The sequence below is a fragment of the Nocardia wallacei genome (assembly GCF_029869545.1).
Classification (GTDB): domain Bacteria; phylum Actinomycetota; class Actinomycetes; order Mycobacteriales; family Mycobacteriaceae; genus Nocardia; species Nocardia wallacei_A.
The window spans coordinates 13,594-27,655 of sequence record NZ_JARWQD010000158.1; the positions used below are offsets into that span (position 1 = coordinate 13,594).

Annotated in this window: 12 protein-coding genes; 10 read left to right on the top strand and 2 right to left on the bottom strand. The window is 68.6% G+C overall.

Going from position 1 to position 14,062, the window contains the following annotated elements; translation table 11 throughout:
• Nucleotides 1–61: 61 nt before the first annotated feature.
• Complete coding sequence (locus tag QH290_RS12720) at nt 62–1,009, top strand: patatin-like phospholipase family protein (protein ID WP_280265111.1); 948 nt, start codon at nt 62–64, stop codon at nt 1,007–1,009.
• Nucleotides 1,010–1,052: 43 nt separating this feature from the next.
• Complete coding sequence (locus QH290_RS12725) at nt 1,053–1,907, top strand: SDR family oxidoreductase (protein ID WP_280265110.1); 855 nt, start codon at nt 1,053–1,055, stop codon at nt 1,905–1,907.
• Between the two features lie 4 nt (nt 1,908–1,911).
• Here the strand turns inward: QH290_RS12725 and amaB are convergent, their stop codons facing one another.
• A complete protein-coding gene (gene amaB, locus QH290_RS12730; RefSeq protein WP_280382952.1) occupies nt 1,912–3,441 on the bottom strand; it encodes an L-piperidine-6-carboxylate dehydrogenase in 1,530 nt (509 codons plus the stop codon).
• A gap of 79 nt (nt 3,442–3,520) precedes the next feature.
• Between amaB and QH290_RS12735 the strand changes: the two genes are divergently transcribed.
• From QH290_RS12735 to QH290_RS12760, 6 genes are all read left to right on the top strand, one after another.
• Nucleotides 3,521–3,973: an Lrp/AsnC family transcriptional regulator gene (locus QH290_RS12735; RefSeq protein ID WP_068014460.1), complete on the top strand. Its 453-nt coding sequence runs from the start codon at nt 3,521–3,523 to the stop codon at nt 3,971–3,973.
• A 64-nt stretch (nt 3,974–4,037) separates the two neighbouring features.
• Nucleotides 4,038–5,378 carry an L-lysine 6-transaminase gene (gene lat / locus QH290_RS12740; protein WP_280382953.1) on the top strand — a complete coding sequence of 447 codons (1,341 nt, stop codon included), beginning with the start codon at nt 4,038–4,040 and terminating at the stop codon, nt 5,376–5,378.
• A 140-nt stretch (nt 5,379–5,518) separates the two neighbouring features.
• Nucleotides 5,519–6,712 (top strand): YVTN family beta-propeller repeat protein, encoded by a 1,194-nt coding sequence (locus tag QH290_RS12745; RefSeq protein WP_280382954.1) that lies wholly within the window; start codon nt 5,519–5,521, stop codon nt 6,710–6,712.
• A gap of 198 nt (nt 6,713–6,910) precedes the next feature.
• Entirely contained in the window at nt 6,911–8,551 is a 1,641-nt protein-coding gene (locus QH290_RS12750; RefSeq protein ID WP_280265106.1) for an acyl-CoA carboxylase subunit beta, read from the top strand.
• 140 nt (nt 8,552–8,691) lie between these two features.
• Entirely contained in the window at nt 8,692–9,009 is a 318-nt protein-coding gene (locus QH290_RS12755; protein WP_280265105.1) for an acyl-CoA carboxylase subunit epsilon, read from the top strand.
• 1 nt (nt 9,010) lies between these two features.
• The gene (locus tag QH290_RS12760) at nt 9,011–9,652 is read left to right on the top strand and encodes a Maf family protein (protein ID WP_280265104.1); all 642 of its coding nucleotides are present in this window, start codon (nt 9,011–9,013) and stop codon (nt 9,650–9,652) included.
• Here the strand turns inward: QH290_RS12760 and QH290_RS12765 are convergent.
• A complete protein-coding gene (locus QH290_RS12765; protein WP_280265103.1) occupies nt 9,584–10,381 on the bottom strand; it encodes a helix-turn-helix transcriptional regulator in 798 nt (265 codons plus the stop codon). The two genes, QH290_RS12760 and QH290_RS12765, sit on opposite strands and share 69 nt — an antisense overlap.
• Before the next feature lie 159 nt (nt 10,382–10,540).
• Between QH290_RS12765 and QH290_RS12770 the strand changes: the two genes are divergently transcribed.
• Complete coding sequence (locus tag QH290_RS12770) at nt 10,541–11,437, top strand: sulfurtransferase (RefSeq protein ID WP_280265102.1); 897 nt, start codon at nt 10,541–10,543, stop codon at nt 11,435–11,437.
• 123 nt (nt 11,438–11,560) lie between these two features.
• Nucleotides 11,561–13,363 (top strand): ATP-binding protein, encoded by a 1,803-nt coding sequence (locus tag QH290_RS12775; RefSeq protein ID WP_280382955.1) that lies wholly within the window; start codon nt 11,561–11,563, stop codon nt 13,361–13,363.
• The last annotated feature ends 699 nt before the right edge of the window (nt 13,364–14,062 follow it).

The following is a 14,062-nucleotide window of genomic DNA, read 5'->3' on the forward strand; positions in this document are numbered from 1 at the left end:
ATTCTATGTACCGATGGATTCCGGATACCGTCGGTATTTACATTCTGATATGTTCGCAACTATGGGTAACGGCAATCGGCCACAGCGGCGTGGCCTCGCGATCGGGTGCGGCGGCACGCTCGGCGCGGCGTGGATCATCGCGGCGCTGGCCGCCGTGCGCGACGCGCTGGACTGGGATCCGCGGACCGCGGACGTGCTGGTCGGCACGTCGGCCGGTGCGGAGCTGGTGACCATGCTCGGCAGCGGGCTGGGCGTCGACGACCTGGTGGCCATGCAGGACGGCAGCACCACGAATCCGGTGCTGGTGCGGCACCTGCGCGACGAGCCGGGCAGGTTCCCGCCGCTGCCCCGACCGTCGCTGGGCTCGGTGCGAATGGCGTTGCGCGGCAACCGTTCCGGGCAGGGCCTGTTGACCGCGGGAAGCGGCCTGCTGCCGGTCGGCGGCGGCGACGCCGGATGGCTCGAGCGACTGGCGACGGAGCTGAACCCGGGCCGGTCGTGGGTCTCGCATCCGGCGACTTGGCTTGTCGCGATGGACTATTCGACCGGTGCGCGAGTGGCCTTCGGCTCGCCGGGCGCTCCCGCGGCGCCGATCGGTGCCGCGTTGCGCGCCTCGTGGGCGGTGCCGGGTTGGTTCCCGCCCGTATCGATCGGTGGTCGCCGCTACATCGACGGCGGCGCCGCCTCCACCGCCTCGGTGGACCTCCTGGTGCCGCGCGAGCTGGACGAGCTGGTGGTAGTGGCGCCGATGGCCTCGACCGGCCGCATTCCGGCCACCGGCCCCGGTCATCTGCTGGAGCGGCAGATGCGAAATCGCATGAGCGCCAAGCTCGATGCGGAGATCGCCGCGGTGCGCGCGGCCGGTACCAAGGTGCTGCGGGTGGACGCCACCGCCGACGACCTGGCGGTGATGGGACCCAATTTCATGGACGGACGGCGCCGGAAGTCCACGTTCGAGCACAGCCTGCGCAGTACGCGCCGCGCCGTGGAGCAAGGCGTTTTCGTATGAGCGTCCGCGCGACACAGCCGCGCGGGTACGAAAGGACACCAGTATGAGCCTCTTCGGAACCGACTACCCAGCCATCGACCTGCGGGGCGCGCGAATCTTGATTACCGGTGCCGGGCGTGGCATCGGTCAGGCAACCGCGGAACTGTTCGCGGGCAAGGGCGCTCGGGTGGCGATCGCCGATGTCGACGTGGCCGCCGCGCAGGCCGCCGCCGCGGCGCTCGGTGGCAGCGCCCACGAGCTGGATGTGCGCGACCGCGAGCAGTGGGACAAGGTGATCGCCGATCTGGGCGGGGTGGACATCCTGGTCAACAACGCGGGCGTGATGCCCGCCGGTGCCTTCCTCGACGAACCGGATGCGGTGGGGCACACCACGATCGATGTCAACGTGTGGGGGCTGATCCACGGCATGCGGGCGGTGGTGCCGGGGATGATCGAGCGCGGTCGCGGGCACGTGGTGAACGTGGCGTCGCTGGCGGGCAAGATCCCGCTGCCCGGACTGGCCGTGTACAACGCGAGTAAGTTTGCCGCCGTGGGCCTTTCGGCCTCCACACGGCTCGAGTTCGCCGAACACGGCGTCAGCGTCAGCTGCGTGCTGCCCTCGGCCGTGCGTACCCGCCTGTCCTCGGGGTTGACCCTCGGCCACGGCCTGCCGACGGTCGATCCGGAGGACGTCGCGGCCGCCATCGTGAAGACCTGCCGAACCCGCCGCGCCGAGGTCGCCGTCCCGAGTTACCTCAACCCCATCGATGTCGCCCTGGCCGCCGCCCCCGAACCCGCGGTGCGCCTGGTCCGCCGCCTCTTCGACGGCGACCGCGCCCTGCACCCCTCCGACGAGCGGACCCGCGCCGCCTACGAGGCGCAGGTCCGCGCCATCGCCAAGGCTCCGGACGAGAGCTGAGCGGTCAGCCGAACCGGATGCCCTGGGCGAGGGGTAGGTCGGGGGAGTAGTTGACGGTGTTGGTGGCGCGGCGCATGTAGGCCTTCCAGGAGTCGGAGCCGGATTCGCGCCCGCCGCCGGTGTGCTTCTCGCCGCCGAAGGCGCCGCCGATCTCGGCGCCCGAGGTGCCGATATTGACGTTGGCGATGCCGCAGTCGGAGCCGTCGGCGGCCAGGAAGCGCTCGGCCTCGCGCTGGTCGCCGGTGAAGATGGCCGACGAAAGCCCTTGCGGCACACCGTTGTGCAGGGCGATCGCGGAGTCCAGATCGTGGTAGGTGAGCACGTAGAGGATGGGTGCGAAGGTCTCCTCGCGCACCACGGCGGTCTGGGCGGGCATGCGCACGATCGCCGGGCGCACGTAGTAGGAGTCCTCGCCCGTGACCATCACACGCTCCGCGCCGCACAGCAATTCGCCGCCGTCCTGCACGGCGCGGGCGATCGCGTCCTGCATCGACCGGTACGCGCGCTCGTTGATCAGCGGACCCACCAGTACGCCGTCGTCGAGCGGATTGCCCACGCGCAGTTGGTGGTACGCCTGCTCGATCCGGTTCAGCAGCGGGCCGACGATATCCGCGTGCACGATAAGCCGCCGCAGCGTCGTGCACCGCTGCCCCGCGGTGCCCGCGGCGGCGAAAACGACACCGCGCGTGGCCAATTCCAGATCCGCGGAGGAGGTGACGACCGCCGCGTTGTTGCCGCCGAGCTCCAGCAGGCAGCGGCCGAACCGGCCCGCTACCCGCGGCCCGACCGCGCGCCCCATCCGGACCGACCCGGTGGCGCTGACCAGGGCGACCCGCTCGTCGTCGACCAGGCGCTCGCCGACCTCCACCGCGCCCTGGATCAGCTGATGAACATCCGGGTCCGCGCCGACCTCCACGGCCGCCCGACGCAGCAGCGTGTGACAGGCCAGCGCCGTCAACGGCGTTGTCTCCGAAGGCTTCCACACCACGGTGTCCCCGCACACCAGCGCGATCGCGGTGTTCCACGACCACACCGCCACCGGGAAGTTGAACGCCGACAGCACCCCGACCACGCCGAGCGGATGCCAGGTCTCCATGAGCCGGTGCCCGGGCCGCTCGGAGGGCATGGTGCGCCCGTAGAGCTGGCGCGACAACCCCACCGCGAACTCGCAGATGTCGATCATCTCCTGCACCTCGCCCCGGGCCTCCGCGCTGATCTTGCCGACCTCGAGCGTCACCAGCTCGCCGAGTTCGGTGATGTGCTCGGCGAGCAACTGTCCCAGCCGTCGCACCACGGCGGCCCGCTGCGGCGCGGGTACCGTGCGCCAGGACCGAAAAGCGTTGGCCGCCTTGCCGATCGCTTCGTCGACCGCCCTGCCCGAACTGGGTTGCAGGCTCGCCAGCTCGCCGCCGGTGATCGGGGTGCGCACCGTCAGCGGGCCGGGTTCCGGGCGGGCGGCGCCCAGGGCCGCGAGCAGATGTTCGGCGCGGGAGCGCAATTCGCGAGTTGCGGGGGCGGTGAGTGCGGGTGTCATGCGATGCTCCGTATTCGACGGTGGTGTGCGTGCCTGGCGTTTCTGCCACGAGTCCGGGTCGCTGAGTTAGCCTTCGCTGATGGCTGATGCACCGGCGAAACCTGCCCTGGACGACATCGATCGACTGCTGATTCGCGAGTTGATGGCCGACGGCCGGGCCACGCTCTCCAATCTGGCGGAGAAGGCGAACCTGTCGGTGTCGGCGGTGCAGTCCAGGGTGCGGCGGCTCGAGGCGCGCGGGGTGATCCGCGGCTACACCGCCAAGGTCGATCCCGAGGCGCTGGGGCAGATGCTGTCGGCATTCGTCGCGATCACTCCTCTCGACCCCTCGCAGCCCGACGACGCGCCCGCGCTGCTGCAGCACATTCCCGGCATCGAGGAGTGCCACTCCGTGGCCGGCGAGGAGAGCTACGTGCTGCTGGTGCGGGTGGCCTCACCGCGGCACCTCGAGCAGCTGTTGCAGGAGATCCGCGCGACCGCCAACGTCAGAACCCGAAGCACCATCATTCTGCAGACATTCTACGACAGATGATGCTCGATCGTAATCTTTCCGGAAACCCGTAGCGAAACCGTAAATATTTACGTAACCTGCTGATGTGACCCTCGAACTGGAGCGCCCCGGGACGGTTGCCGACAACACGCTGGTCACCCCCTCTCGGGTCCACGAAATCCTGTCCGCGAACATCCTGGCCGACGGGTTCGACCTGGTGTTGGATCTGCGCGCCTCGCGTGGCCGACGACTGATCGACGCCCGCGACGGCACCGGCTATCTCGACATGTTCGGCTTCTTCGCGTCCTCGGCGCTGGGCATGAACCACCCCGCGCTGGCCGACGACGCGGACTTCCGGGCCGAGCTCACAACCGCCGCGCTGAACAAGCCGAGCAACTCCGACATCTACACCGTCGAGATGGCCCGGTTCGTGGATACCTTCGCGCGGGTGCTGGGCGATCCCGCGCTGCCGCACCTGTTCTTCGTCGACGGTGGCGGGCTCGCGGTCGAGAACGCGCTGAAGGCGGCCTTCGACTGGAAGAGTCGGCACAACGAAATGCACGGGCGCCCAGCCGAACTGGGCACGCGCGTGCTGCATCTGACCGGTGCGTTCCACGGCCGCACCGGCTACACCCTGTCGCTGACCAACACCGACCCGGTGAAGACGGCCCGCTTCCCGAAGTTCGACTGGCCGCGCCTGGACACGCCGTACCTGTCCGAGGGCGTCGACATCGAGGCGGCCGAGGCGCGGGCGCTGGCGCAGGCCCGCGCCGCCTTCGCCGAGTTCCCGCACGACATCGCCTGCTTCATCGCCGAGCCCATCCAGGGCGAGGGCGGGGATCGGCACCTGCGCCCGGAGTTCCTGCGGGCGATGCAGCGGCTGTGCTACGACCACGACGCGCTGTTCGTGCTCGACGAGGTGCAGACCGGCGTCGGCCTCACCGGCAGCATGTGGGCCTACCAGCAGCTCGGCCTGCGTCCGGACGTGGTGGCCTTCGGTAAGAAGACCCAGGTCTGCGGCGTGATGGCCGGTGGGCGCGTCGATGAGGTTCCCGACAACGTCTTCGCCGTCAGTTCCCGGCTGAACTCCACCTGGGGCGGAAATCTTACGGATATGGTGCGGTCGCGCCGGATCTTCGAGGTGATCGAGAGCCAGGACCTGCCCGAACGCGCCGGTCGCCTGGGCGCGCACCTGCTGGACCGCCTCACCGAGCTGGCGCGGCGTCATCCGGAGGTCACCGACCCGCGCGGGCGCGGGCTGATGTGCGCGGTCACGCTGTCCTCGGCGGGGCGGCGGGACGCGGTCGTGACCGCGCTGCGCGAGCGCGAGCACGTGCTGATCCTCGGCACGGGTGAGCGCGGCATCCGCTTCCGCCCGCCGCTCACGGTCACCGTCGACGAACTCGACGAGGCCGTGGACGCGCTGGACCGCGTGCTGGGTTCCTGAACGATGCCGCACGGCCGAGCGGCCACCGTGACAGATTCGTAGCGCGACATCGCTGAAAAGTTGCTGTCAAAGGCGATGCGGCCCTCTACTATTCGCCGCATGTCGATTTGCCGCGACGACGTTTCGGCCCGGTGCGGCGCATGACCGCACCCCGAGCGCGCCTGGGAATCCTTGCCGCCGTAGTCGTACTGGCCGGTTGCTCATCGAGTGAGGTGGACAAGAAAGGGCCGGACGAGCCCACTTCCGCGTCGGTAGCCACCTCCGGTGCCGAGGCGTCGCCGATCGCGGCGAACCTGCTGCCGGGCATGCCGCCGCCGGTGTCGGCCACCGATGTCTACGCCGGTGCCCGGGAATTGAGCCCCACGGTGGCCGACCATTTGCCCAGGGTCTACGTGCCCAACAGCAAGTCGCACACCGTATCCGTGATCGATCCGGCCACCTTCGAGGTGATCGACACCTATTCGTCGCAGGGCGAGGAACCGCAGCACGTGGTGCCCTCCTACGACATGCAGACGCTGTACGCGACCAACGACCTGCCGATCGGCGGCGGCAGCCTGATGCCGATCGACCCGCGCACCGGACAGGCCGGTGACCCGCTGCCCGTGCGCGACCCGTACAACATGTACTTCACGCCCGACGGCCGCTACGCCCTCGTGGTCGCCGAGGCGGACAAGTCCCTGGACTTCTACGACCCGCGCACCTGGCAGCAGGTCAACGCCATCCCCGTGCCCGACTGCGCCGGGGTCGACCACATGGACTTCACCGCCGACGGCCGCTTCGCCCTGGCCAGCTGCGAATTCGCCGGACGCATGGCGGTGATCGACATCGCCGCGCTGCGGCTGGTGCGGATGATCGACCTGCCGGGCGGGCGGGAGGGCATGCCGCAGGACGTGAAGCTGTCCCCGGACGGGTCGACCTTCTTCATCGCCGACATGATGGCCGACGGCATGTACACCGTCGACGCCAAGACCTTCGACGTCACCGGCCACATCCCGACCGGTAAGGGCGCGCACGGGCTGTACGTCACCCGCGACTCGCGCCAGATGATCATCACCAATCGCGGCGAGGGCAGCCTGTCGGTGTGGGATTTCGCGTCCCGCGGGCTCGTGCACAAGTGGCACATTCCCGGCGGCGGCAGTCCGGATATGGGGAATCTCTCCGCCGACGGCCGGGTGTTCTGGGTCGCCGGGCGCCACCACGACGAGGTGTACGCGATCGACATCGTCGACTGGAAGCTGTTGGCGCGCATCCCCGTCGGCCACGGCCCGCACGGATTGACGGTGTGGCCGCAGCCGGGACGCTATTCGACCGGGCACACCGGGGTGATGCGCTGATCGTCCGCCCGGCGCAATTGTGAACCTCTCCGGCCGTGCACCTGGAATCCGAATTTCCGCGGCGTGACAGAAGAGGGTTTTCCTGCCACTCACCGCCTCTCACCAGCGGTTTTCTACTGGCGGACGGCCAATAGCAGTACTCGCGAGTAGCCCCTACTGGAATTTCCCGCCGCTCTGGCACTGGTTACACTCCGGGGCATGACGAGTGTCCAGCAGCAGCCTTCGCCGGGTTCGGCGGGCGCCCCCGATATCCACACCACCGCTGGGAAGCTGGCTGATCTGCGCAATCGGCTGGAAGAGGCACAGCACCCGATGGGTGAGGCCGCGGTCGACAAGGTCCACGCCAAGGGCAAGATGACCGCGCGCGAGCGCATTCTGGCGCTGCTGGACGAGGGCTCGTTCGTCGAGATGGACGCGCTGGCGCGGCATCGCAGCGTGAACTTCGGCCTGGAGAACAACCGCCCGCTGGGCGACGGCGTGGTCACCGGCTACGGCACCGTCGACGGCCGCGACGTGTGCATCTTCAGCCAGGACGTCACCGTCTTCGGCGGCAGCCTCGGCGAGGTGTACGGCGAGAAGATCGTCAAGGTGCAGGATCTGGCGCTCAAGACCGGCCGCCCGCTGATCGGCATCAACGAGGGCGCCGGGGCTCGCATCCAGGAGGGTGTGGTCTCGCTCGGCCTCTACGGCGAGATCTTCCACCGCAACATTCAGGCCTCCGGCGTGATCCCGCAGATCTCGCTGATCATGGGCCCGGCGGCGGGCGGCCACGTCTACTCGCCCGCGCTGACCGACTTCGTGGTCATGGTCGACCAGACCAGCCAGATGTTCATCACCGGCCCCGACGTCATCAAGACCGTCACCGGCGAGGAAGTCACCATGGAGGAGCTGGGCGGCGCCCACACCCATATGGTGAAATCCGGTGCGGCGCACTACGTTGCCTCCGGCGAGCAGGACGCGCTGGACTACGTCAAGGATCTGCTGAGCTACCTGCCCAGCAACAACCGCGCCGAGGCGCCGCGCTTCCCCGCCAGCGACCCGATCGACGGTGCGATCGAGGACTCGCTGACCGAGGAGGATCTCGAGCTCGACACGCTGATCCCGGACTCGCCGAACCAGCCCTACGACATGCACGAGGTCATCCGCCGTCTGCTCGACGACGACGAATTCCTCGAGGTCCAGGCCGAGCGCGCGATGAACGTCATCGTCGGCTTCGGCCGCATCGATGGCCGCAGCGTCGGCATCGTGGCCAACCAGCCCACCCAGTTCGCCGGATGCCTGGATATCGACGCCTCGGAGAAGGCCGCGCGGTTCGTGCGCACCTGCGATGCGTTCAACGTCCCGATCATCACGCTGGTCGACGTGCCGGGCTTCCTGCCGGGCACCGATCAGGAGTTCAACGGCATCATCCGCCGCGGCGCCAAGCTGCTCTACGCCTACGGCGAGGCCACTGTGGGCAAAATCACCATCATCACCCGCAAGGCCTACGGCGGCGCCTACGACGTGATGGGCTCCAAGCACATGGGCGCCGACGTCAACCTGGCGTGGCCCACCGCCCAGATCGCGGTGATGGGTGCCTCGGGCGCCGTCGGATTCGTCTACCGCAAGCAGCTGGCGCAGGCCGCCTCCGAGGGCGCCGACGTCGATGCGCTGCGGCTCGAGCTGCAGAACGAGTACGAGGACACCCTCGTCAACCCGTACGTGGCGGCCGAGCGCGGCTATGTCGACGCGGTCATCCCGCCCTCGCACACCCGCGGCCAGATCGTCTCGGCGCTGCGGCTGCTGGAACGAAAGATGGTGACGTTGCCGCCGAAGAAACACGGCAACATTCCGCTCTGATCCAGCGATACGCGAGGCAGCGGAGGCACACTGCAGTTGTGAGAAACAACAGCATCTCGCGCGTAAGTGCCTCATCCGAGCAAAGATGGTAAGGACAGGCCCTGCGGGGTTCCCGGCGCAGGACAGGAGGAGCTGGCGCTGTGACGGCTGTAGCTGATGAAGAGGTATTGCGGGCTGCCGAACTGGATCTGTCGGTCGACGAGCTCGTCGCGATGGAACCGGTGGCGGCCGATGCCGAATCGAACGCGGGACCCGTCATCCGGATCCTGAAGGGCTCGCCCACCGACGACGAGGTCGCCGCCCTGGTGTGCGTGCTGGCCGCCGCCGCGGCGAACTCCGCTGCGACACCCGGCGATACGGGCCCGGCCGACCAGTGGGGCAGGCCGACGCTCATGCACCGCGGGACGTCGCCGTTCTCGCCGTACGCCTTCCCGTACCTGTCGCACCTGCGCGACTGACGTGACCGAGTTCGTCCTGGGCTCTGCCTCGCCCGCGCGGCTGCAGGTGCTGCGGTCGGCGGGTCTGGCGCCGCTGGTGCGGGTCTCGGATGTGGACGAGGATGCGGTGGCCGCGGCGCTGCCGCCCGATACCGCACCCGAGGAGGTCGTCACCGCCCTGGCGCGGGCGAAGGCGCGGAGCGTCGCCGCGTCGCTGATCGCGGAGTCCGCCGATGTCGTCGCGGATTGCGTAGTGGTGGGCTGTGATTCGATGCTGCTGGTGAACGGCGTGCTGCAGGGTAAGCCCCTGACGCCGGAGGTGGCCCGGGCGCGCTGGGCCGAGATGGCCGGGGGGAGCGCGGATCTGCTGACGGGGCACAGCGTGCTGCGGCTCGAGAACGGCACGGTGACGGCGGAGGCCGTCGACTGCAGTGGCACCACCGTGCATTTCGCCAAGCCCGAACCCGAGGAGCTGGAGGCCTATCTCGCCTCCGGTGAGCCCCTGCAGGTGGCGGGCGCCTTCACCCTGGACGGTCGCGGCGGCTGGTTCGTCGACCGCATCGAGGGCGATCCGTCGAGCGTGATCGGGATCGGGCTACCGCTGTTGCGTCGACTGCTTGCCGGCGTGGGAGTCGGGGTTGCGCAATTGTGGGTCGGCACGTAGCTGCGGGGCGACCCGGCCGCCGGCCGGTGCTGCCAGCCGCGGTTCGCCGTCCTGCCGCATATCCGGCAGTTCGGCCGGATCCGGCAGCAGCGTGTTCTCCAGCGCCTCCAGGCGGGCCACGCACATCTCCGGCTCCACGAACGGATGCAGGCGCACGTTCACCGTGTCGCGGCCGCCGTTGCGGTCGAGAATCTCTCGCATCAGGCCCAGGTGTACGCCGCACACCACCTCGGAGTGGGTGCGGGCCAGATCGCGCAGCGGGCAGGCGGTCAGGCGGATCGTGACCTGTTCGTCGGTCTCGGACGAGGGATCGCGCTCGGGGGCGAAGCCGAGTTCGGACATCGTCGTCACCGTGACGTCCTTGGCGTCGTCGAGCGAGGCGATCGGCTGATCGAGCGACTCCAGCTTGGCGCCCCAGGCGCGCCCGGCGGCGATGGCCGCATCCGAGCGGCGGCGCGGATCGCTGCCGAGCTGATCGGCCAGCACCTGCGCGAGATCCTGATAGCCGACCGATCGCTGGACGGCGGTGTAGCCGATGCGCGGACGGCCGCGACCGCGCGGCGGTTGCTGGAATTGCCGAACCAGCGACTCGCGGGTCAATACGTCCAGGTGGAAGCGGACGGTCGTGACATGTTGCCCGGTAACTCTGGCGAGTTCCTGGGCATCGAGAGGCTCGCTGGCGCCACGTAGGATCGCGAGCAGGCGCCGTCGTGGCCAAGAATCAGACATAGCTCACCCCTCCTCCCGGGAGACTTTATCGGATGAGGCTGCGACTTATTCGCTCTTCACCCGATTCGTGATGTGAAACCGGTTGCTGTAACTGTTCGCACCTACGATCGGAGTGGAACTGCTGACCACCCGTCAACCACGCGTGAAGGACCAAACACCGTGCCCGTCGCCCCGGACCCTCATCCATCCTTCGGCTCCCACGCACACCCTCACCGACTAGTAACCACGGAATGGCTGTCGGCAAACATCGGCGCGCCGGGGCTCAAGATCGTGGAGTCCAACGAGGACGTACTGCTGTACGACATCGGGCATGTGCCCGGCGCCATCAAGATCGACTGGCGGGCTGAGCTTACCGACCCGAATGCGAGGGACGTCATCGACGGTGCCCGTTTCGCCGAATTGATGCGAGCTAAGGGTATCGAGCGCGAGGACACGGTGGTCGTCTACGGCGACAAGGCCAATGGCACGGCGGCCGCCACGCTGTGGGTATTCGACCTGTTCGGGCATCCTGACGTGCGGCTTCTCGACGGCGGGCGGGACGCGTGGATCTCCGAGGAGCGCGACACCACCTTCGAGGTGCCCGATGTCGGGCTGGGCGAGTATCCGGTGGTCGATCGCGACGACAAGCGGGCGCGGGTGTTTCTGGACGAGGTGCGGACGCGGCTGGGGCAGTCGCTGATCGATGTGCGGGTGGCGGAGGAGTACAGCGGCGAGCGGGCTCGCATCACCGATCGCCCCGAGGAGCAGTCGCTGCGTGCGGGCCACATTCCGACGGCGGTGAACATCCCGTGGACGGCCGCGGTCGCCGCGGACGGGCGATTCCGGTCCCGGGCGGAGCTGGAGAGCATCTACGCGGCCGCTCTCGACGCGGCCGAAACGGTCGCCTACTGCCGGATCGGCGAGCATTCGGCGCATACCTGGTTCGTGCTGACCTATCTGCTGGGCTGCGACAGCGTGCGCAATTACGACGGGTCGTGGACGGAATGGAGTAATGCCGTGCGGACGCCGATCGTCACGGGAGTCGAGCCCGGAAGTACATCCCCATTGACGGTGTAAACCACCGTCTTGATGGTGTGATTGTGTCGCTACTGCCCGGTAGCCCCTAGCCCGGTTCGGCGTCTGTTGGCAGACTGCCTACACTCGCTCCAGACGAAAGTTGTCCAAAGCACAGGAGGCGCAGTGCCCAGCCATGCCAACGCGCAGATCACCAAGGTTCTGATTGCCAATCGGGGCGAGATCGCGGTGCGTGTGATCCGGGCCGCCAAGGATGCCGGTATCGCGAGTGTCGCGGTGTATGCGGAACCGGATGCCGAAGCGCCGTTTGTGAAGCTCGCGGATGAGGCGTTCGCGCTCGGTGGGCAGACGTCGGCGGAGTCGTATCTGGTGTTCGACAAGATTCTCGACGCCGCGCGCAAGTCCGGCGCTGACGCCATTCATCCGGGCTACGGGTTTCTTTCGGAGAATGCTGATTTCGCGCAGGCCGTGATCGACGCGGGGCTGATCTGGATCGGGCCGTCGCCACAGTCGATCCGGGATCTGGGTGACAAGGTGACCGCCCGGCACATCGCCGAGCGGGCCCAGGCGCCGATGGCGGCGGGGACGAAGGATCCGGTCAAGGACGCGACCGAGGTTGTGGAGTTCGCGAAGAAGTACGGCGTGCCGGTGGCGATCAAGGCCGCCTTCGGTGGTGGCGGTCGCGGCATGAAGGTCGCGCACACCATCGAGGAGATTCCCGAGCTGTTCGAGTCCGCGACCCGTGAGGCCACTGCCGCGTTCGGGCGTGGTGAGTGCTTCGTGGAGCAGTACTTGGACAAGGCGCGTCATGTCGAGGCGCAGGTGCTGGCGGATCAGCACGGGAACGTGATCGTGGCCGGGACGCGTGACTGTTCGTTGCAGCGGCGGTTCCAGAAGCTTGTCGAGGAGGCGCCCGCGCCGTTCCTGTCCGACGAGGTGCGGTCGAAGATCCACGAGAGCGCGAAGCGGATTTGCCGCGAGGCCGGGTACTACGGCGCGGGCACCGTCGAATACCTGGTACAGGGCGAGACGGTGTCGTTCCTCGAGGTGAACACCCGTCTCCAGGTGGAGCATCCGGTGACCGAGGAGACCTCGGGGATCGACCTGGTGCGCTGGCAGTTCCGTATCGCCGAGGGGCGTGAGCTGACGATCACCGAGGATCCGACGCCGCGCGGGCATGCGATCGAGTTCCGGATCAACGGTGAAGACGCGGGCCGCAACTTCCTGCCCGCGCCGGGGCCGGTGACGGTATACAAGGAGCCGTCGGGTCCGGGTGTGCGGATGGATTCCGGTGTGGTGGCCGGGAGTGTGATCGGCGGGCAGTTCGATTCGATGCTGGCCAAGCTGATCGTGACCGGCGAGAACCGCACGCAGGCGCTGGAGCGGGCGCGGCGCGCCCTGGACGAGTACGTGGTCGAGGGCCTGGCGACGGTGATTCCGTTCCACCGCCACATCGTGTCCAACCCGGCGTTCATCGGCGACGGCACCAAGTTCGACGTCTACACCAAGTGGATCGAGACCGATTGGGACAACCCGATCGAGCCCTACGCCGGCGCGCAGCCGATCGAGGAGGACGAGGACGCCGCGCGGCAGACCGTGGTCGTCGAGGTCGGCGGACGCCGCCTCGAGGTGTCGCTGCCCGGGCAGTTCACCGTCGGTGCGGGCGCGGCCGGTGCCGCGGGCAACGGTGCGGGTGTCATCCGCAAGAAGCCCAAGCCGCGCAAGCGGGGCGGGGCGGGAGCCTCCGCGGCGTCCGGTGATTCGGTGACCGCGCCCATGCAGGGCACCGTCGTCAAGGTCGCCGTCGAGGAAGGGCAGTCCGTCGAGGCGGGCGACCTGATCGTGGTCCTCGAGGCCATGAAGATGGAGAATCCGGTCAACGCCCACAAGGCGGGCGTCGTCACCGGCCTGACGATCGCGGCCGGTGCCGCCATCACCCAGGGCACCGTCCTGGCCGAAATCAAGTAGACCACACCGCTTTTCACGGGCCCGCCCGCTCCCCCGAGCGAGCGGGCTCGTGTCATATCCGAACCCGCATCGCCCGGCAGACTCCCGCCTTTCTCCGTGCCCGCATCGCTACGCGACCCGGGCTGTGGTGGTCGTAGCGGGCGTATGAAGGCGGTACGTGGTTACCGAGGGCTGTTGCCGTTCGGGGGAGGGAAAGGTAGGCCCGGGATCTCGAAGGTTGGGAAGGGGATCTGGAAAGTTTGGGTGGGGAAGGGGATCTGGAAGGTTTGGCTGGGTAGCGGGGTCCAACCGGGGGGTGGCCAGTTGTTTCCGGTCTGTTGGGGGCTCGGGGTGGTCTGGGGCCGGGTGTTCGGTGCGTTGTTCGTGGTGGCGGTGACGGTGCTGCGCTGACTCGGCTGGTTGCCACCGGTTTCGGTCAGCAGCGCCGTGCATGCGGCAATCGCGGCCAACCCGGCGACACCGACCCCGACCAGAATCGTCGCCGTCTTGACGATCGAGCGCCGACGGCGCGGCGGCTGCCGCCGAACCGGCGGCTCGCCCGGGATGGCGCCTCCCAGGCGCGTGTCGACCAGCGTCGGGCGGGGGGGGGGCGCCGCCCCCCCCCGCAAGGAAAGAGGGGGGCGCCCACCCGGATTTATGCCGGGGGGCACCCATTAAAGAAACAAACCGCGGGGGGGGGGCGGCCCGCCCGGCGCGGCC

Coding starts and splice junctions, on each gene's coding strand:
- QH290_RS12720 (WP_280265111.1), top strand. CDS start 62: ATGGGTAACGGCAATCGGCCACAGCGGCGTGGCCTCGCGATCGGGTGC.
- QH290_RS12725 (WP_280265110.1), top strand. CDS start 1,053: ATGAGCCTCTTCGGAACCGACTACCCAGCCATCGACCTGCGGGGCGCG.
- amaB (WP_280382952.1), bottom strand. CDS start 3,441: ATGACACCCGCACTCACCGCCCCCGCAACTCGCGAATTGCGCTCCCGC.
- QH290_RS12735 (WP_068014460.1), top strand. CDS start 3,521: ATGGCTGATGCACCGGCGAAACCTGCCCTGGACGACATCGATCGACTG.
- QH290_RS12745 (WP_280382954.1), top strand. CDS start 5,519: ATGACCGCACCCCGAGCGCGCCTGGGAATCCTTGCCGCCGTAGTCGTA.
- QH290_RS12750 (WP_280265106.1), top strand. CDS start 6,911: ATGACGAGTGTCCAGCAGCAGCCTTCGCCGGGTTCGGCGGGCGCCCCC.
- QH290_RS12765 (WP_280265103.1), bottom strand. CDS start 10,381: ATGTCTGATTCTTGGCCACGACGGCGCCTGCTCGCGATCCTACGTGGC.